Source organism: Oleomonas cavernae (genome assembly GCF_003590945.1).
GTDB lineage: Bacteria > Pseudomonadota > Alphaproteobacteria > Zavarziniales > Zavarziniaceae > Zavarzinia > Zavarzinia cavernae.
This window is the reverse complement of the sequence record NZ_QYUK01000016.1, coordinates 46341-64511: the sequence shown is the minus strand read 5'-3', so window position 1 is coordinate 64511 and position 18171 is coordinate 46341. Positions and strand designations below refer to the sequence as shown.

Sequence of the window (18171 nt, the reverse complement as noted above, 5' to 3'; positions counted from 1 at the left end):
ACACCCGTGCTAGGCAGGCATACTTAGGAAGTCTGATGCGGAGCAGACGATGAGCGTGGATATCAGCGGCGAGGCGGTGGTGGCAGCAGTCCCGGGGCCGACGGTGGGCGCGTTGTTCAGGGGCTTCCTGGGCCTGGGCCTGATGGGTTTCGGCGGGGTCCTGCCCATGACCCGGCACATGATCGTCGAGGACAAGCGCTGGCTCTCGGCGGCCGAATTCACCGACCTGCTGGGCCTGTGCCAGTTCCTGCCGGGCGGCAATGTCATCAACCTGTCGGTCGCCGTGGGGCTGAAATTCCGCGGGATCCCCGGGGCGGTCGCCGCACTGATCGGGCTGATCGCCGCGCCCTCTGCGATCCTCATCGGGCTGGGCACGCTCTATGCCCGCTTCGCCGACAACCCGCCGGTGATGCACATGCTGGCCGGCCTGGCCGCCGCCGCGGCGGGCCTGCTGATCTCGACGGCCTTGAAGATGGCGGCACCGCTGCGCGCCAGGCCGGTGGCGATCGTCTTTGCCGCCGCCTGCTTCCTCGCCATTGCCGTGCTGCGGCTGCCGTTGCTCCCGACCATGCTGGTGCTGGCGCCGCTCAGTATTCTGGCGACCTGGAAGGCAGGTGAATGATGGCCACGCTGGTTTCGCTGGCGATCATCTTCGCCCAGCTTTCGCTGCTTGCCTTTGGCGGCGGCAACACCATCCTGCCCGAGATGCAGCGCCAGGTGGTCGAGGTGCAGCACTGGCTGTCGGCCCGTGAGTTCACCGACCTGTTCGCCCTGGCCCAGGCCGCCCCCGGTCCCAACATGATGGTGGTCACCATCATTGGCTGGCACGTCGCCGGCTGGCCGGGCGTGCTGGTCGCCTCGCTGGCGAAATTCGGGCCGTCGTCGATCGTGACCGGCCTGGTGCTGGGCCTGTGGCAGCGCTTCAAGGACCGGCCCTGGCGCCGGGTCGTCCAGGCCGGGCTGGTGCCGATCACGGTGGGCCTGGTCGCGGCCAGCGCCCTGCTGATCACAAAGGCTTCGGTCCATGAATGGAGCCTGGGCCTCATCACCGCGACCGTCGCCCTGGTCACCTGGCGCACCAGGGTTCACCCGCTGTGGGTTCTGGCCGGCGGCGCCCTGGTGGGCTTGAGCGGGGTCGGCCAGGCTTGAGGCCGACCCCGCCACAACCTACGAACCGATGACGCCGCCGTCCTTCTTGACGATCACCACCACCGCCGGCCGTGGCGGCATGTCGTCCTTGAAGTCGGGCCAGCGGGTCGAGGGCTTGTCGTAGAGCGAGTCCTCGCCCGGGTGCTGGATCGACAGGAACAGCGCCTTGTCGTCGGGGGTGAAGGCGCCGCCGCACATTTCGGCATCCTTGGGGACGGCGAAGAAGTGCCTGGTCTGGCCGCGCGCGTCGCCCTCGGTGTCGCAGCACCACAGGCCGTCGGCGACGTCGAAATCGGGGAAGCCGTCGGTCAGGATCCACAACCGGCCCTGGCTGTCGAAGGTGACGTTGTCGGGGTTGGCGAACCAGCCGGCCTCGGTCACGCCCGCACCGTACTTGGCGCCGGCGTTCTTCTTGGTCGGATCGCCGCCGCGCAGGAACATGTCCCATTCGAAGACCTCGGCGCCATGGTCGACCTTGCCGTCCACCGTCGGCGGCACCATCTCGATGATGTGACCATAGACGTTGTAGAAGCGCTGGTTGGCCGGGTCGACCTGGTCGGGCGTGCGCCGGTCGTTCTTGGTCAGGGCGACATAGACCTTGCCGGTGACCGGGCTCGCCTCGACATCTTCCGGCCGGTCCATCGGGGTCGGCTTCAGCAGGTCGGCGGCGCGCCGCGTCTCCAGCAGCACGTCCGCCTGCGAGGCAAAGCCGTTCTCGGCGGTCAGCGGGCCCTGCCCGAAGACCATGGGCAGCCAGGTCAGCGAGCCGTCCTTGTCGAAGCGCGCGACATAGAGCGTGCCCTCGTCCAGCAGGTCGGCGTTGGCCTTGCGGTCGGTCGCGTTGTACTTGCCCTTGGTGACGAACTTGTAGACATATTCGAAACGCTCGTCGTCACCCGAATAGACCGCGACGCGGCCGTCGGCGGTCAGGGCCGTGGTCGCATTCTCGTGCTTGAAATGGCCCATGGCGGTGCGCTTCTTCGGCGCCGCCTTAGGGTCGTAGGGATCGACCTCCAGCACCCAGCCGAAGCGGTTGGGCTCGCCCGGTTCCTTCTCGATGTCGAAGCGGTCGAAATACTTGCCCCAGGCCGGGTATTCCGGTTTGCCGGAAATGCCGTAGCGCTTGTAGATCGGAGCGTCGTTCTTGCCGGCGAAATACTGGTGGAAGTTCTCTTCGCCCGACAGGTAGGTGCCCCAGGGCGTCCAGCCGCCGGCGCAATTGTTGATCGTGCCGATGACCTTGGTGCCGGTCGGATCGGCCTTGGTCTTCACCTTGTCATGGCCGGCGACCGGCCCCGACATCAGGCATTCGGTCTGCCACAGGCTGATGCGGCGATTGTAGGTCGAGTCCTTCACCACCTGCCATGTGCCGCCGTCGCGCTTGACCTCGACGACAGAGATGCCGTGGGCCGCCAGTTCGACCTCGACCTGTTCCTTGGTGGCATCCTTGACGGCCGCCTTCGCATCGGCGAAGCCGGGAACATGATGTGCGGGTCGGTGTATTCGTGGTTGATGGCGAGCAGGCCGTGATCGGCGCTCTTCGAGCCCTGGGGCAGGGGGAAGAAGGCGATCATGTCGTTGTTGTAGCCGAACTGCTTGGCCTGGGCCGCCGCGGTCTGCTTCAGGGGATCAAAGGCCGGGGCGCCGGCCTCCACCGCGTCGCCCCAGCGGATCAGCACCTGGGTTTCGTAGCCGGTCGGCGCATGGGCGTTCTCGTCGAGGAGATGCGGCACCTCCTCGAAGGTCAGGGTGGATTTGGGCGCCGGCTTCTCGGCCTCGGCCGCCAGGGCCTTGCCGCCCTTCAGGAAGCCGGCGAAGACCCCCAGTGCCCCGGCGGCGACACCCGCCTTCAACATGCCCCGGCGGGACAGCCGCTCCTCCAGGACCTGCGCGAAGGGCGCGGCGTCAGACGGGTTCGAGGGCAGGTCGTCGCCGTCGGCGATGATCATGTCGGCGGGCACGCGCTCTTTGGAAAGCATGGCGGTCTCCGTGAGGCTGGGATGATCGGAAAAACAGACCACCTCTTAACCCCGGGCCATGACACTCCGATGACAATGGCGGCCTCAGCCGGGCCCGGCCAATCCCGCAAGCGCGCGCCTCACGGTGTCGATGCCCTGGGCATAGACCGCGTCCTGCCAGGGCCGTTCGTCGGGCGCGAAAGCGTCCTTCAGGCGGGCCTTGATGTCGGTGGCCTGGGGCGTGCCCAACGCGCCGTAGCCGTGCAGCCAGTTGTCGTCGCGCAGCGCCCGGACCACGGCCTGGGTGTCGCGGGTGCCGACTTCCAGCGCGATGAAGGTCAGCGGGGTGGCCCCCAGCAGCGCCGCGAAACCGTCGTCGAGCGTGCCCGAGAGATGGGCCGACAGGGAATCGCCCGAGGCGGTTGACTTTATAGTGTCGCCGAACAGGCCGCGCGCCCGGTCGTAATCGGCGCTGCCGATCGGCGCGATGGTGATCAACTCGCCGGCGCCATAGGCGCCCAGGCCGGTGTGGAAATCGACCACGGCGACATGCTCGGCACCGCTCAGGTGACGGGTGACGATTTCGCTGATCCGCCGGCGCGACCAGGTCGGCCCGAAGCCGCCGAAGTACAGGCCGTTCTCGTGATGATACTGGCCGCGTGACACGGCCGATTGCAGGGCGGGCACGCCGTGTTCGAGGGCGAAGGCCCGCAGTTCCGCGTCCGCCGCCGCCAGGGTGGCGGTGTCGAGATCGGCCGGCAGCAGGGCGGTGGCGATCTGTTCGTAGGCGGCATCGCGCGGACGGGGCTGGCTGAAATCGATCCAGTTGCGGTTGAGGTCGACATTGTCCTCGTTCACCCGCCGGGTCCAGGCAAAGCCCCAGGGATTGATCCCGTGCAGCAGTTGCACGCTCACCCCGCCGGGCAGCCGGTCGAGGTGGCCGTCGGCGATCAGCCCGGTCAGGACCGCCGCGCCGAAATAACCCTCCACCCCATGGGTCGCGGCTAGCAGGCACAGGCGATGGGGCGCATCGGCCGGTCCCAGGTGTACGGTGTCCAGGGCGACGGTGCCCCCGTCCGGCCCCTTCAGGGGATGGCGCAAGCTTTCGGCGGTGATGCCCTTGGCCGCGCAGGCGGCGAGGAAAAGCTGGCGGGCCCCGGCATAGTCGGGCGCGAAGTGCGGGTGACGCTGATCCATGATGCTGCGTGTCATCCCCACAGGGCCGGTGTCGGCGGATACATCACCGCCCCCTCGTAGCGCAAGCCCGGCGTGCGATCCCGCGCCAGCAGCAGCGGCCCGTCGAGGTCTACATAGTCGGCGCCGCCCGCCAGCAGGGCGGCCGGCGCCATGCTCAAGCTGGTGCCGACCATGCAGCCGATCATCAGGCCCAGGCCCAGTTCGCGGGCCCGGGTCACCACGGCGATGGCCTCGGTCAGGCCGCCGGTCTTGTCCAGTTTCACGTTCACATGCGAGTAACGCCGGGCCAGCCGTTCCAGATCCGCCGCGACGTGAAACGATTCATCGGCGCACAGCGCCACGGGGGATTGCAGCCCCTCCAAGCCCACGTCGAGATCGGCCGGCACCGGCTGTTCGATCAGGGTGACGCCATGGCGCGCCATCTCACCCGCCAGGCGCACCACGTCGCCGGGCGCCCAGGCCTCGTTGGCATCGACGATCAGGCGCGCGTCGGGGGCCGCGGCATGAACGGCGGCGACCCGCTCGAGATCGGCACCGTCGCCGCCCAGTTTCAGTTTCAGCAAAGGTTTGCCGGCCTTGGCGGCGGCGCTGCCCATCAGGTCCGGCGCATCGAGGCTGAGCGTATAGGCCGTGGTCACGGCGCGCGGCGCGGGCAATCCGGCCAGTTCGGCGACCGTGGTCCCGGCGCGCTTGGCCTCAAGGTCCCAAAGCGCGCAATCGACGGCGTTGCGCGCGGCCCCCGGGGGCAGGGCGGCCTGTAATTCAAGGCGTGACAGGCCCCATTCCAGCGGCGGGCCCAGGCGCTCGATCGCCGCGACGACGCCGTCGACGGTCTCGCCATAGCGCTTGTAGGGCACGCATTCGCCGCGCCCGGTGAAGCCGTCGGCGGTGACGCTGGCCACCACCACTTGCGCCTCCGTCTTGGCGCCGCGGGAGATGCGGAAGGCGCCGGCGATCGGCCAGCGTTCCACGGCAACGGCAAGGCGCATCAGGGCACCAGCTTCAAGAGGTTGTCGACCAGCGGGCCGACCCCGTAGGCAATGGGGTCGACGGCGGGCATGCCCATCCGCTCGCCCAGGCGGGCCAGGTAATCGCGTGCCGCCGCCCGCATCAGCTTGGAGGTGTTGACCGAAAGGCCGACGCATACCACGGCCGGGTTGGTCAGGCGGCCGCAGGCGAGGTTCAGCTCGATGCAGGCCTGCAGGTCGGGCAACGGGGCAGGGACGCCGCGCATGGCGGCGCGCGTCGGCTCGTGGCACAGCACGATGGCGTCGGGCTGGCTGCCGTGGAGCAGGCCCAGCGACACCCCGGCGAAGGAGGGGTGGAACAGGCTGCCCTGGCCCTCGACCACATCCCAATGATCAGGTTCGGCCGCGGGCGACAGCCATTCCGCCGCCCCGGCAATGAAATCGGCGACCACCGCGTCGACCGCCACCCCGCGGCCCGAGATGAAGATGCCGGTCTGGCCGGTGGCGCGGAAATCGGCGTCATGGCCGCGCAGGCGCAGCTCGCGCTCGATTGCCAGGGCGGTGTATTTCTTGCCCACGGAACAATCCGTGCCCACGGTCAGCACCCGCTTGCCCGCGCGCCTGGTGCCCTTGCCGGTGGCGAAGCTCTGCATCGGGTGGCGCACGTCGGTCAGGGTGCGGCCGCTTCGGGCGGCGGCGTCGGCAATGGCCGGGATTGCGCCCAATCGCGTGTGCAGGCCGCTGGCGACATCCATGCCGGCGTCGAGGGCGGCGACGATGGTGGCGACCCAATGGTCGGGCATGACGCCGCCGGCGTTGGCGACGCCCACGATCATGGTGCGGGCGCCCTGGGCGGCTGCCGCGGCAATGTCGAGATCGGGCAGGCCCAGGTCGGCCTTGCAGCCCGGCAGGCGCAACTGGCCCAGGCACCAGTCCCGTCGCCAATCGACAATGCCAGCCGCCGTCTTGGCCGCCAGATCGTCCTGAACATCGCCGATAAACAACAGGTAGGGGCGGGCGAGGTCGGCCATGGATGAGCTGCTCCGGGGGGAAGGCGGCGGCAGTCTACCTTGCGTTGGCTATTTCGTCGCGTTTTCGAGATAGGCGATCAGGTCGGCTCGTTCGTCGTCTTTTTTGACGCCGGGAAACGACATTTTGGTGCCCGGGACGGTGGCGCGGGGATCCTTGAGGTAGGGGTCCAGCGTTTCGGCCGTCCAGACGGTGCCGGCCGCCGCCATGGCCTTGGAATAGGTATAGCCTTGCGCGGTGCCCGCCGTGCGGCCGATCAAGCCGTGCAGGTTGGGGCCGACCCGGTGGGGGCCGCCGGCGTCGATCGTGTGGCAGGCGGTGCAGCGCTTGAAGATGACGGCGCCCTTGTCGGCATCGCCGGCCCGGGCATTGCCGGCCGCCAGCGCCAGGGTCGCGAGGGCCAGAAACGCAGCGATCTGGGGGCGGCCGGGGCGGTAACGCATTTGCAAGCCTGATCACCTTATTGTCGATGCCGTAGGATATGGGGCACAATGCCGTTCTATCTCTGCGGCGTACCGCCCCAGCCCTGGGGGCGCCGGAATCGAGGTTTCTCTTGGCCGATAGCACCGTCACCCGATCGGACCTAGAAGCGCTGCTGGCCGACCCGTCGCCCGCGCATCAAGCCAGGACCGCGGCCAAAGTCGCGATGGCATGGCGGTCCGGCACGCTCGACGGCGCTGCGCGTTCGGCCGCGGAGGAACTGTTCCGTGCCATTGCTGCCAAGGCTGTCGTGGCCGTCCGGGCTGCCCTGGCCGAGGCGCTGAAGGACGAGCCGTCGCTGCCCCATGAGGTGGCCCTGCGCCTGGCCCATGATGTCGACGCGGTGGCCTTGCCCATGCTCGAGGCGTCGGTCGTTCTCACCGACGCCGATCTGCTCGACCTCGTCGCGGAAGTGACGCCGGCCGGGATCTCGGCGCTGGCCGGCCGGGCCAGCGTGCCGGCCCCTCTCGCCGAGGCGATCGCCGGGCGCGGCGACGAGGCGGCGGTGGCGCGGCTCGTCGCCAACCCGGGGCGGAAATGACGGACACGGCCTATGACGTGGTGCTGGCCCGCCATGGCCGTTCGGACAAGGTGGCGGCACCGCTCGCCGGGCGTGCGGCACTGCCCGCGCGCGTGGCCGAGAAACTGGTCGACGTGGTGGCCGAGCAGTTGCGCCGCCACCTCCTCTCGCGCGAGATCCTGCCGGCCGACGTCACCGCCGATCTGATCCTGCAAAGTCGCGAACGGGCGACGCTGGGCATCGCCCACGGCGTCGGGGCGCAACTCGACAGGCTGGTCGAGGATATCGCCCGCAGCGGCCGCCTGACCCCCACCCTGGTGCTGCGGGCCTTGCTCACCGGCGACTACCTGTTCTTCGAGAGCGCGCTGGCGAGGCGTGCCGGGGTCACGGTCGATCGCGCCCATCGGCTGATCGGCGATCCCGGCGGCGAGGGCCTTGCCCGCCTGTTCGCTGCGGCGGGCATGCCCGAGGCGCACCTTCCCCTGGTCCGCGTGGCGCTGTTCGCGGCGGCGGAAACCGAATTGCGCGACGAACCCGATGCAACCCGACGCTATCGCGAACTGGTTGTGGAGCGTATCCTGACGGGCTTCGGTGACCGCGTCGATACCGAGAGTGTCGACTACATGATCACGAAGATTGGTGGCGCGTCGCCGGTTCAGGCTCGGCCGTGATCTTATCTGCCGGGTGAGGTAAATGGCTTCGTCTTCCGTTTCTGCGCCTGGCCTGCTCAGTCTCGGCGAGCGGGACGGCGCTCTTCGGGCCCAGGTTTCCGGACGCTGGGTGGTGGCTTCGGCCGTTGATCTCGAACAGGCCCTCGGCACGCTGCCCAATGCCCAGGGGCGGTTGCTCGAGATCGACCTGACCGGGATCGAGGCGATCGATACGGTCGGCGCCTGGCTGCTGCATCGCACGGCCGCGCGCTGGCAGGCGGCCGGCGGCGAGGCGCGCATCATCGGCGCCACCCAGGATCACGAGGTGCTGCTGGGCCAGGTCGCCAAGGCCGATCGGCCGCAGCCCGAGGCGCCCCGCCGGTTGTCGCTGATCCCCGGCCTCATCGCCAATTTCGGCCGCTCGGTGTCGCAGGGCAGTGCCGATTTCGTCGGCCTGGTCTCGTTCCTGGGCGAGACCATCGCCGCCCTGTTTCGCCTCGCCTTCCTCCATCCCGGACGCTTCCGGCTGACCTCGACCGTGGCCCAGATGCAGGCCGTCGGCGTCGAGGCGATGCCGATCGTGGGGCTGATCTCGTTCCTGATCGGCGTCGTCATCGCCTATCAGGGCGTGGATCAACTGCGCATGTTCGGGGCCGAGATCTTCGTCGTGAACCTGGTGGCGATCTCGATCCTGCGCGAACTGGGCATCCTGCTCACCTCGATCGTCATCGCCGGCCGCTCCGGCTCGTCCTTCACCGCCCAGATCGGCTCGATGAAGCTGAACGAGGAGGTCGATGCCATGCGCACGCTGGGCCTCGACCCGATCGAGGTTCTGGTGGTGCCGCGGGTGCTGGCCCTCGTCGTCATGCTGCCCTGCCTCACCTTCTTCTCCGACATGATGGGCCTGCTGGGCGGCATGGTCATGTCGTGGGTAACGCTTGATATCTCGCCCGAGGTCTTCGTCTCGCGCCTGTCGGCCGCGGTGACCTGGAAGACCTTCTTCGTCGGCGTGATCAAGGCGCCGTTCTTCGCGGTCACGATCGCGGTGGTGGGCTGCATGGAGGGCCTGCTGGTGGAAGGCAGTTCCGAGGCCGTCGGCCGCCGCACCACGGAATCGGTGGTGAAGGCTATTTTCCTGGTGATCGTGCTGGACGCCGTCTTCTCCATCTTCTTTGCGACGATCGGGATTTGACGCCGTGGCCAGCACCTCCACCGATCCGATCATCCGCCTGCGCGGCATCCGCAATGCCTTCGGCCCTCAGGTCGTTCACGACAAGCTCGACCTCGACGTCCGCCGGGGCGAGATCCTGGCGCTGGTCGGCGGCTCGGGTACCGGCAAATCGGTTCTCCTGCGCACCATCGTGGGCCTCAACCGCCCGGCTGCCGGCTCGATCGAGGTGTTTGGCCAGGATATCCTGAACCTGCCCGACGTGCAGCGCCGCGCGGCCGAGCAGCGCTGGGGCATCCTGTTCCAGAATGGCGCCCTGTTCTCCTCGCTGACCGTGGCGCAGAACGTCCAGGTGCCGCTGAAGGAGCACCTGGGCCTCAAGGGGCCGATCCTGGACGAGATCGCGGCGCTCAAGATCGCCCTGGCCGGCCTGCCCGCCGACGCGGGGGCCAAGTACCCATCCGAACTCTCGGGCGGGATGCGCAAGCGGGCGGGCCTGGCCCGCGCCCTGGCGCTCGATCCCGAGATCGTCTTCCTGGACGAGCCGACCGCGGGCCTCGACCCGATCGGGGCGGCGGCGTTCGATCAACTGATCGCCGACCTGCGCGATGCCGTGGGCTTTACCGTGTTCCTGGTGACCCACGATCTCGATACGCTCGCGACCGTCTGCGACCGGATCGGCGTGCTGGGGCAAAAGCGTGTTATGGTTGTCGGCACGATGGACGAGATGCTGCAGCAGACTGATCCCTGGATTGTCGAGTATTTCCATGGGCCACGCGGCCGTGCGGCGCTGGATGCGCAGGCGCGCAACGCCGCCGCCCATAGTGACGGAGCGGCCTGAGTCATGGAAACCAAGGCCAACTACCTGTTTATCGGGACCTTGACGCTGCTGCTGCTGATCGGCGGCTTCGTCTTCACCCTGTGGCTCAGCGGGGCCGGCCGGGCCCCCGTCTTCGACCGTTACCTGGTCTATTTTTCCGGTGCGGTCGACGGCCTGGGCGAGGGCTCGGACGTCCGCTACAACGGCATCAAGGTCGGGACGGTCGGCAAGATCACCCTGGACAGCAACGACCCCTCGCGGGTGAAGGTGGAAATCGACGTCGCCCGCGGCACCCCGGTGCGCGAGGACACGGTCGCCGCCCTCGAATCACAGGGCATCACCGGCGTTGCCTATGTCCAGATGACCGCCGGCCCCGGTGCCAGTCCGTTGCTCGACCCCAGTACCGAAAGCGGCCCGCCGGTCATCCCCAGCAAGACGGGCGGCCTCGCCCAGGTGATCGCCACCCTGCCCGAAGTATTGCGCAACAGTGCCGAAATCCTGGCCGAGGCCAAGAAGTTCGTCGGGCCGGAAAACCAGGAATCGGTGGCGCGCACGCTTGCCAACCTCGAGACGGTGACCGGGGCGGTCGCCGCCAAGTCGGAAGAGATCAAGCAGATCATCGACAATTTCAACACCGCCTCCAGTGCCGTGGCGGACGCCGCCCGTGCCATCCAGAGCATTACCGCCGATGCGCGGAAGGCGATGGATTCGATCGAGCAGTTCGCCCAGTCCCTGCGCGACCTCGTGGTCAGCAACCGCCGCTCGATCGATGAGTTCGCCTCCGAAGGCCTGACCCAGTTTGCCAAGTTCATCACCGAGGCGCGCAAGCTGGTCGCCACCCTGGAGCGGGTCGGCGAACGCCTCGACAGCGACCCCTCACGTTTCCTGCTTGGCACCCAGCGGCCGGAGTATGCGCCCAAATGATCGTGTCATCGCGTTCCCCGGCTTCCTCCAAGCTCAATCGACGTCATCTCCTCTCCGGGGCCGCCCTAGGGCCGTCGCGCTGGGGCTGGGCGGCTGCGGCGGGCTGTTCAAGGCGGCGACGACGACGCCCAATCTCTACGCCCTGACCCCAAGAATACTTTCGCCCCGGGGCCGGCGGTGAATTGGCAACTGGTGGTCGAGGAACCGCTGGCATCGCGCGCGCTCGACACCGACTACATCGCCTTGATGCCGTCGACGACCGAGGTCAAGTATTTCGACAGCGCCCGCTGGGCCGAACGGGCACCCCGCATGGTGCAGACCCTGCTGGTCGAATCCTTCGAGAACAGCGGCCGGATCATTGCCGTCGGCCGCCAGGCCGTGGGCCTGCGGGCCGATTTCAATGTCATCTCGGAACTGCGTGAGTTCCAGGCCGAGTACAAGCAGGGCCTGTCGGCGAACCCCACGGTCCATGTCCGCCTGAATGCCAAGCTGATCGTGCAGCCGCAGCAGGTCATCGTCGCTTCCAAGACCTTCGACGTCGAACAGGCGGTTGCGACCAACAAGATGCCGGAAATCATCACGGCCTTCGACGACGCCCTGGGCAAGACCATGAAGCAGCTCGTCGAATGGGTGCTGTCGCAGAACAACCCCAACCAGGGCAAGCAGCTTTGATGCTGGCATAGACCTGGACGGCCTTGGTTGCGTGGTTCGGCAGGCTCACCATGAAGATGGTCCTACCGCCATAGAGCTTCTCCACCCACAATCGTCATGGCCGGGACAAGCCCATGGCTGTCCGGTTAAGGAAATCGGGTTGTTTTTGAATGTTCTGACACCACTCTCAATCGTCATGACCGGGCTTGTCCCGGTTATCCACGTCGGGACGAGCCACCTTCGTTGAAGAAGGAGGCAGCTTGACGACGTGGATGGCCGGGACTTCGCCCGGCCATGACGATTGAGAGTGGTGAGGGTGGAAGGAAAACCACCCGAAGGAAGTGGCCTTCCACGCCCCTTTTCCTTAACCGGACAGCCGTAGGACAGGCCCGGTCATGACGACACTTACGGGTTACAGTGCGCTGTATGATGCACGAGGGTGGGCTGGTCTATTGGCAGGGCGGCATGTCGGCCTTGCCGATGCCGCCCATGCGGCCCTGGATGCGCGAGGCGTAACGGTTGATGTAGCCCGACGGCCGGGACGCCGAAAAGCGGATGGGGTTGGGCAGCACCGCCGCCAGCAGGGCCGCCTCGTGCGTGGTCAGATCGGCGGCGCTCTTGTTGAAATGGAAGCGGGCCGCGGCCTCGACGCCGTAGACGCCGGGGCCGAATTCGACCGAGTTGAGATAGACCTCGAGGATCCGCCGCTTGCTCCACAAAGCCTCGATCAACACGGTCAGATAGGCTTCCAGGCCCTTGCGCAGCCATGATCGTCCAGGCCACAGGAAGACGTTCTTGGCCGTCTGCTGGCTGATGGTCGAGCCGCCGCGAACGCGCCGGCCATCCTCGTTCGCCTCGATGGCGTCGTCGATCGCCGCCCAGTCGAAGCCGTGATGCTGGCAGAATTTGGCATCCTCGGCCGCGATCACCGCGCGCATGATGGCGGGGTCGATGCTGTCCCAGCCCACCCAATCGCGGGACCAGCCATGGCCCTCGACCAGGCGCAGGATCATCAGCGGGGTGGCCGGCGGCGGCAGCACCCGGTAAAGCAGAACCAGTGAAACCGGCACGATGGCGATGGCGATCAGAAGCGATGCGGTGAAACGCCGCCAGATGCGCCGGCGCCTTGCCCGTCCGGGGTCCATGCCGGATCGGCTCAGCGGTCACGCCCAAGGGCCGCGACCAGCAACCGATGCAGCTTGCCGATATCCGACGACCGCAGGGCGGCGGACAGGACATCCTCGTCGTCGACCTCGGTCGACAGGCGCATCAACTCGTCGAACTGGCGCATGTAGCGGTCGACATAGGTGCGGAATTCGCCGTCGTCGCGGTACTTGACGGCGATCTCGTTATGGCCTTCGCGGTTGCGGTTGCCGCCCAGCAGGCGGCGGGTGAAGACACCCTTCTCGCCGCCCAGATAGCGCCGCCACATATCGTCGGGCACGTCTTCCTCGAGCGTGCGGGCGAGGTCGACCGACAACCCGTTCAGGCCTTCGACCACGGCGGCCGAGGCCTTCACCGCGGCGCTGCGGCGCTGGCGCCGATCGGTGTCCTCCAGGCCCTGGCGGCGGCTCTCGATTTCGCCGGCGGTGACGCCCAGGGTTTCGACCTCGCGCGCCATGGCCTGGACCAGGTCGCCCATCAGGCGCCGGGCCTCGTCGGCCCGGCCTGACAGAATCTGGGTTTCGGCCGACAGGTTGCGCGCGATCTGGCCCAGCGACCCGGCGGTCTCGTCCGACAGGGCCTTGAGTTCGCTGCCGCGCTTGGTCGCCATGACGATGGCGGTTTCCAGCTCCTCGCGGCTCTTGGCCGAGGAGTCGACCATCGCCTGGCGCTCGGCGGCGATGGCGGCGGCCATCTCGCGCAGCTTGGCGGTGCTTTCGCCGGCCTGGGCCGCCAGGGTGGAATCGTCGCGTTCCAGGGTCTCGATCAGCAGGTTCAGGTTGCCGACGGCCCCTTGCGCTGCGGCATCCAGGCGGCTGGCGAAGGTGCCCAGCCGGCGTTCGGCATCGGCGACGCTCTCGCGCGCCCTTGTGATGCGCTCGTCGACGGCCATGCTGATGTTGTCCAGGTTCTGGCCGGCACGGCTGGCTTCCAGGGTCGCCCGCTCGGCAATGCCGGTGATCACTTCACCCTGGCGCTGCATGCCGCCCACCGCGGCGTCGATGCGGGCGCTGGCGCGCTCGGCGGCGCTCTCCAGGTCGCGGCCGCGGCGTTCGATCACGTCGGCGGCCTGCTCCACCCGGACCCCGGCGGCATCGGCCGTGACCGCCAGTTCGCGCGCCCGGCCGTCCAGCGAGGCGGCGGATTCGTTCAGGCGCCGCTCGGCGGTGGTGGCGCTTTCGCCCAGGGCGTCGGCGCGCTGGCGAAAGCCCGTGACCACGGTCGCCAGGCGTTGCACGGCGTTGTCGGCGGCGGCGATGACGTCGGTGCCCTGGCGCTGCAGGGCCTTGACGGCACCGTCGATGGTGGCGACGGAGCGGGCGGACTGCTCGTCGAGATCGCCGGCCTGGCCATCGAAGCGGCGGCCGGCTTCCTCGACGGTGCTGGCGGCCCGGGCGGCGGCCGTCTCGAGGGTGCGGGCGTGCTCGTCGATGGCACTCTCCATGCCCTTCAATTCGTCCTTCAGCTTCTCGCCGGCACGGGCCAGTTCGCGCGCCGTCTCGGCGGCGACGCGCCCGGCCTCGCCGCCACGGGCCTGGGCGTCGTCGACCGCCGTGCGCAGGCGCGCGGCCAGGGCGTCGAAGCCCTTGCCGACGTCGCCTAGCTTGGCCAGGGCGTTTTCGGCATTGGTCGACAGGGCGGTGGCGCTGGTCCGCAGGGCGTCGCCGGCGGCATGGCTGCGCGACGAGGCTTCGTTGCCGGCGGCGACGATTTCCTCGGCGACGCGGCGCAACTGGTCGCGGGCCGTCTGCGCCTTCTGGGTCGCGGCATTGGTGATTTCCGCATGTTCGCTGGCGCTGCGCCTCAAGGTCTCGCCCAGGGTGGCGAAATCACTGACGGCACGGCCGACCTCGCTCTGCATTGAGGTGATCAGGGCGCGCAGGTTGCGCTCGGTCTGCTGCAATTTGCTCAGCGCGGTATCGCTGGCCTCGCCCACCGCCTGGCCGGCCCGGGCGGTCGAGCCGGCCGCCATGGTGATGGCGGCCTGGCTGGCCTCGGCCAGATCCTTGAGGCGCAGGCCCTCGGTCGCAAGCTGGTCGGTGGCGCTGCCCAGGCGCCGGGCGATGCCGCCGGCGGCGTCTTCCAGGCTGATCATGCCGCCGCGGGTGGCATCGATGCTCTGGTCCAGGGTCTGGTTGATTTCGCCGACGCGCTGCAAGGCCTGCTCGATCGCCTCGATGCGCCGGTCCTGGGTGGCAAAGGCCTCCTCGGCGGCGCTCGCGACCCGGGTGGAGGCGAGGTCGAGATCGGTCGCCGTCTGGCGCAGGCGGGCGGTGGCGGCATCCGAGGTCTCGGCCGCGCGGTCGCCGGCGACCAGCATCGACTCGGCCTGGCGCTGCAGGTCGGCCGAGGCGGCGGCGGTGGTCGCGGCGGCCGAGCGGGCCGCATCGGCGACGCGTACCAGCCGCTGGTCCAGTTGCTGTTCGATGGCCGCCAGCGCGCCCGACAAGGTGTCCGAGGTCGAACGGGTGGCGCTGGACAGGGCATCGAGGGCGCCGCCGATGGTGCTGCGGGTCTCGCGCGCGTCCTGGGTCGCCTTGCGCAGATCCTCGATCCGCGCCGTCAGCAGCGAGACCAGGTCGCGGGTGGCCTCGCGGGTTTCCAGGCTGGCCAGGCGGATCGCATCGACCTCGGCCTTCAGGCGGGCACTGGTTTCCGGGTGCAGGGCAGCACTCGCCGCCGCCCCGGCCAGATCGAAGGCCTTGGCGGTGGGGCCGGGGCGGGCGCCCAGGGCCCGCATCACCGCGGCGCGCTGGTCGATCACCAGGGCGACCAGCCACAGCATGGCCACCGGGCCCAGCACGCCGGTCAGCACGGCGGCCAGTTCGTGCGGTGCCAGAGTGCCCAGGGCGCTCCAGCCGACCAGCCGCGACAGGTAGAAGCCCGCAGCCGCCAGCCAGCCGACCGAGAGTGCCACGACAAAGGCCCAGCCGATCAGGCCGGCCAACGAGCCGTCGGGCACCGGCGAGGGCCGGCTTGGCGACGGGGGCGTCTCGGTCGGGACGGGCAGATTGCTTTCGCGTGCGTTCGACATCGGTCTCTCTTAAGCGAATCAGGCCGTTTGCCTCTGCCCCGACTGTATCGCCAGGACTTGGCCCTGAGTAGGGCAGGGGTGGCCCCGGGAGTGCTATCATCGGCGAAACTGATCGGGAGAATCGGCATGAACGGGACGGTTGGCTTGGTGGTGTCGGTGATTTTCTTTGTCGGCATCCATCTGGGCCTGGCGGGGACGGGCCTGCGCGGCCGCCTGATCGGCGCCATCGGCGAGGGCCCCTACCGGGGCCTGTTCTCCCTGCTTTCGGCTATCGGCCTGGCCGGCATCATCTGGTTCTTCGACCCCTACGGCGCGGACAATGTCGCTTTCTGGGGGCCGATGATGGTGACTCGCTGGCTGGCCGTCGTCCTGATGCTGCCTGCCTTCATCCTGTTCGTCTGTGCCTTCACCATGAAGAGTCCCACGGTGATCGGCCAGGAGGGGGCGGCCGATGCCGGCGCCGCGGCGGCGGTCGGTATCCTGCGTGTGACCCGTCACCCCTTCCTGTGGGCGGTGGTGCTGTGGGCAACGGTGCATGTGCTGAACAACGGCGATGTGGTCTCGCTCGTGCTGTTCCTCGGCATGCTGGTCCTGGCGCTGACGGGGCCCGCCCAGATCGACCGGCGCAAGGCCGAGGCCAAGGGGGCGGGCTGGATCAGCTTCGCCGCCGTCACCTCGAACGTGCCTTTCGGCGCCATCCTCGATGGCCGCAACAATTTCAGCCTGCGCGAGATCGGCTGGTGGCGCATCGCCGTGGGCGTGCTGCTGTGGGCCGGCCTGCTGCATGCCCATGGCAAGGTCTTCGGCGTTCCCGCCCTGGTGTTCGGCTGAACGGGATTGCCGGCGCCTGCAGGTTCAGCGTTGCTGGGCCGGTTTCTGCGCCTCCAGCGCCTGAACCCCCAGCGTGGTCGTGAATCCGATCGCGAACAGAAGCTTGGCGCCCTGCTGGACGAAGCCGCCGGTGCAATTTTCGAGGCAATAGGCCTCCTGGATCACGCAATCCGTGATGCCCGTGTAGCCCAGCGTGTCGAGTTCGGCGAAAGATCGAAAGATCTTGCCGGTGGCCTCCGATTCGCGATCGATGAGGTACACCGTTCCGGCCGGGTCTTTCCATGCCACCAGCGCATGGGCCGCCGATTTGGTCTTTCCGCCGGTCTTCATGACCCACTGCACCGAAAACACAACCACGGTGCCCGCCGGCGTGTGCTTCATCAGGTCGAAGACCTCGTGCCCCTTCGTGGCCAGGCGCCTTACGCCGTTCAACTCGCACATGAAAACGCCGAATGACTGGAGGAAGGTCTTCACTTCGTGCAGCCAGGTGCCGAGCAGTTCGGGATTGAGCGCCTTCATGGCCCAGAAATTGTCGCCGTGCAGCCGTTCGAACAACTTGCCCACGGGCATCCAGAATTTGCCGCGCAATACCTGCATCGCGTTCACGGTGGCGACGGCCCAGCAGACGCCGCCGCCCGGATCTTTCGCCAACGGCCCGGGGAGGCTCGGCGCGACCCGCGGAGCCACGGGTGCCGGCGGACGCGGCATCGGCATCGGAGCGGGCACGGGCGCAAAGGGGCGCCTGCCGATTTCCGCCGTCGGCCGAACCAGGCCGGCCTCGGCAGCCGCGGTTTCCACCGCCGGCGCCACCCTGTTGGTTCCGCGCAGGGCCGAGATTCTGTTGGCCAGGGGCCGAACATTTTTGAACGCCGGCAGGAAATTCAGTGCCCGCAAAGCGTCTTTCCCGATTCCCCAGCCGCCCTCGTAGCAGCCCTCGCCCAGCCGCAGCGTGTCGACGAATGCCTGTCCCTGGTGCGCGACCACTGAATAGAGATCTCTCGCCGTATTGACCATGCCCACGGCAACCCAGGAGTCGGGATTGCGCCGGGCGAAATTGTTGCACAGCGACGTCAGCTCATGTTCGTTTTCCATGACCAGGCCGTCGAACCAGCGGGCAATGTCTCCGGCGCAATGGATCTGGCACCCGGCGGCGACGTCCTGGGCATTGACCGGCGCGCTCGGCACGCCTTCGAGCAAGCCTCGTACCGAGATCAATTGACCGTCGCAGGTTGTCTCGACGGTCCCGCCGCTGAACTCGACCTTCAGGCTTTGATCGCTTTGATAGGTCGCCTCCAACATGCCGTGGTGCGCGCCGACCTTGTATCGGGCCAGGAACACGCTGTCGCCGGGGCGGACCAGTACTTGCAGCAGGGGGAACGACTGGGTGTTCAGCGCCGCCGCGCCGCTCTTGTTGCGCAGGTCCACTTCGAGGATCGGGAAGGGGGATTGTCGCCGAACAGCGGGTGTTTCAGGCGCCATTTTCCATATTCAGGCAGTGGCATGTCCCTCTCCGATCGCCCCGCCGGGCGAGCCCAGGCCACGCGGCATCGTTGGGTGCTGGCTTCTCGTCCAGACCAAGAGGTGTCGTCAGCCGAAAGATGTTGGCACGGTGAGCAACGCAACGACCA

16 protein-coding genes and 1 pseudogene are annotated in these 18171 nt (G+C 68.2%); 8 read left to right on the top strand and 9 right to left on the bottom strand.

Annotation, left to right across the window (positions count from 1 at the left end; genetic code table 11):
* Window positions 1-49: 49 nt before the first annotated feature.
* Window positions 50-622, top strand: a complete 573-nt coding sequence (locus tag D3874_RS25575; protein WP_119782560.1) for a chromate transporter — start codon at window positions 50-52, stop codon at window positions 620-622.
* Window positions 619-1149 carry a chromate transporter gene (locus D3874_RS25570; protein ID WP_119782559.1) on the top strand — a complete coding sequence of 177 codons (531 nt, stop codon included), beginning with the start codon at window positions 619-621 and terminating at the stop codon, window positions 1147-1149. The genes D3874_RS25575 and D3874_RS25570 overlap by 4 nt, the downstream gene beginning before the upstream one ends.
* 18 nt (window positions 1150-1167) lie before the next feature.
* Here the strand turns inward: D3874_RS25570 and D3874_RS25565 are convergent, their stop codons facing one another.
* From D3874_RS25565 to D3874_RS25545, 6 genes are all read right to left on the bottom strand, one after another.
* Window positions 1168-2550: a PhoX family protein gene (locus tag D3874_RS25565; protein WP_338016778.1), complete on the bottom strand. Its 1383-nt coding sequence runs from the start codon at window positions 2548-2550 to the stop codon at window positions 1168-1170.
* A complete protein-coding gene (locus D3874_RS31725) occupies window positions 2502-3128 on the bottom strand; it encodes an alkaline phosphatase PhoX (RefSeq protein ID WP_338016771.1) in 627 nt (208 codons plus the stop codon). The genes D3874_RS25565 and D3874_RS31725 overlap by 49 nt, the downstream gene beginning before the upstream one ends.
* Before the next feature lie 84 nt (window positions 3129-3212).
* The gene (locus tag D3874_RS25560) at window positions 3213-4304 is read right to left on the bottom strand and encodes a M14 family metallopeptidase (protein ID WP_158596221.1); all 1092 of its coding nucleotides are present in this window, start codon (window positions 4302-4304) and stop codon (window positions 3213-3215) included.
* Between the two features lie 11 nt (window positions 4305-4315).
* Window positions 4316-5293: an N-acetyl-D-Glu racemase DgcA gene (gene dgcA, locus D3874_RS25555; RefSeq protein ID WP_119782557.1), complete on the bottom strand. Its 978-nt coding sequence runs from the start codon at window positions 5291-5293 to the stop codon at window positions 4316-4318.
* Window positions 5293-6303, bottom strand: coding sequence for an N-acetyltransferase DgcN (gene dgcN / locus D3874_RS25550; RefSeq protein ID WP_119782556.1), 1011 nt, complete (start codon window positions 6301-6303; stop codon window positions 5293-5295). The genes dgcA and dgcN overlap by 1 nt, the downstream gene beginning before the upstream one ends.
* 48 nt (window positions 6304-6351) lie before the next feature.
* Complete coding sequence (locus D3874_RS25545) at window positions 6352-6744, bottom strand: c-type cytochrome (protein WP_119782555.1); 393 nt, start codon at window positions 6742-6744, stop codon at window positions 6352-6354.
* 38 nt (window positions 6745-6782) lie between these two features.
* On the opposite strand from D3874_RS25545, the pseudogene D3874_RS32280 reads away from it, so the two are divergent.
* The 5 genes and pseudogenes from D3874_RS32280 (at window position 6783) to D3874_RS25515 (ending at window position 11535) form a co-directional block, all read left to right on the top strand.
* Window positions 6783-7972: pseudogene (locus tag D3874_RS32280) on the top strand (DUF2336 domain-containing protein).
* A gap of 22 nt (window positions 7973-7994) precedes the next feature.
* Complete coding sequence (locus D3874_RS25530) at window positions 7995-9143, top strand: MlaE family lipid ABC transporter permease subunit (protein WP_119782552.1); 1149 nt, start codon at window positions 7995-7997, stop codon at window positions 9141-9143.
* Between the two features lie 4 nt (window positions 9144-9147).
* Window positions 9148-9960, top strand: a complete 813-nt coding sequence (locus D3874_RS25525; protein ID WP_119782551.1) for an ABC transporter ATP-binding protein — start codon at window positions 9148-9150, stop codon at window positions 9958-9960.
* A gap of 3 nt (window positions 9961-9963) precedes the next feature.
* Window positions 9964-10863, top strand: coding sequence for an MlaD family protein (locus D3874_RS25520; RefSeq protein ID WP_119782550.1), 900 nt, complete (start codon window positions 9964-9966; stop codon window positions 10861-10863).
* A gap of 93 nt (window positions 10864-10956) precedes the next feature.
* On the top strand, window positions 10957-11535 hold the full coding sequence (locus tag D3874_RS25515; protein ID WP_119782549.1) for an ABC-type transport auxiliary lipoprotein family protein: 579 nt from the start codon (window positions 10957-10959) through the stop codon (window positions 11533-11535).
* Window positions 11536-11963: 428 nt separating this feature from the next.
* Here the strand turns inward: D3874_RS25515 and mtgA are convergent, their stop codons facing one another.
* On the bottom strand, window positions 11964-12659 hold the full coding sequence (gene mtgA / locus D3874_RS25510) for a monofunctional biosynthetic peptidoglycan transglycosylase (protein ID WP_119782548.1): 696 nt from the start codon (window positions 12657-12659) through the stop codon (window positions 11964-11966).
* A gap of 11 nt (window positions 12660-12670) precedes the next feature.
* Entirely contained in the window at window positions 12671-15712 is a 3042-nt protein-coding gene (locus D3874_RS25505; RefSeq protein WP_119782547.1) for a coiled-coil domain-containing protein, read from the bottom strand.
* Between the two features lie 126 nt (window positions 15713-15838).
* Between D3874_RS25505 and D3874_RS25500 the strand changes: the two genes are divergently transcribed.
* Complete coding sequence (locus D3874_RS25500) at window positions 15839-16543, top strand: NnrU family protein (RefSeq protein ID WP_119782546.1); 705 nt, start codon at window positions 15839-15841, stop codon at window positions 16541-16543.
* A 24-nt stretch (window positions 16544-16567) separates the two neighbouring features.
* Here the strand turns inward: D3874_RS25500 and D3874_RS25495 are convergent, their stop codons facing one another.
* Window positions 16568-18022: a hypothetical protein gene (locus tag D3874_RS25495; protein ID WP_158596218.1), complete on the bottom strand. Its 1455-nt coding sequence runs from the start codon at window positions 18020-18022 to the stop codon at window positions 16568-16570.
* Window positions 18023-18171 lie beyond the last annotated feature (149 nt).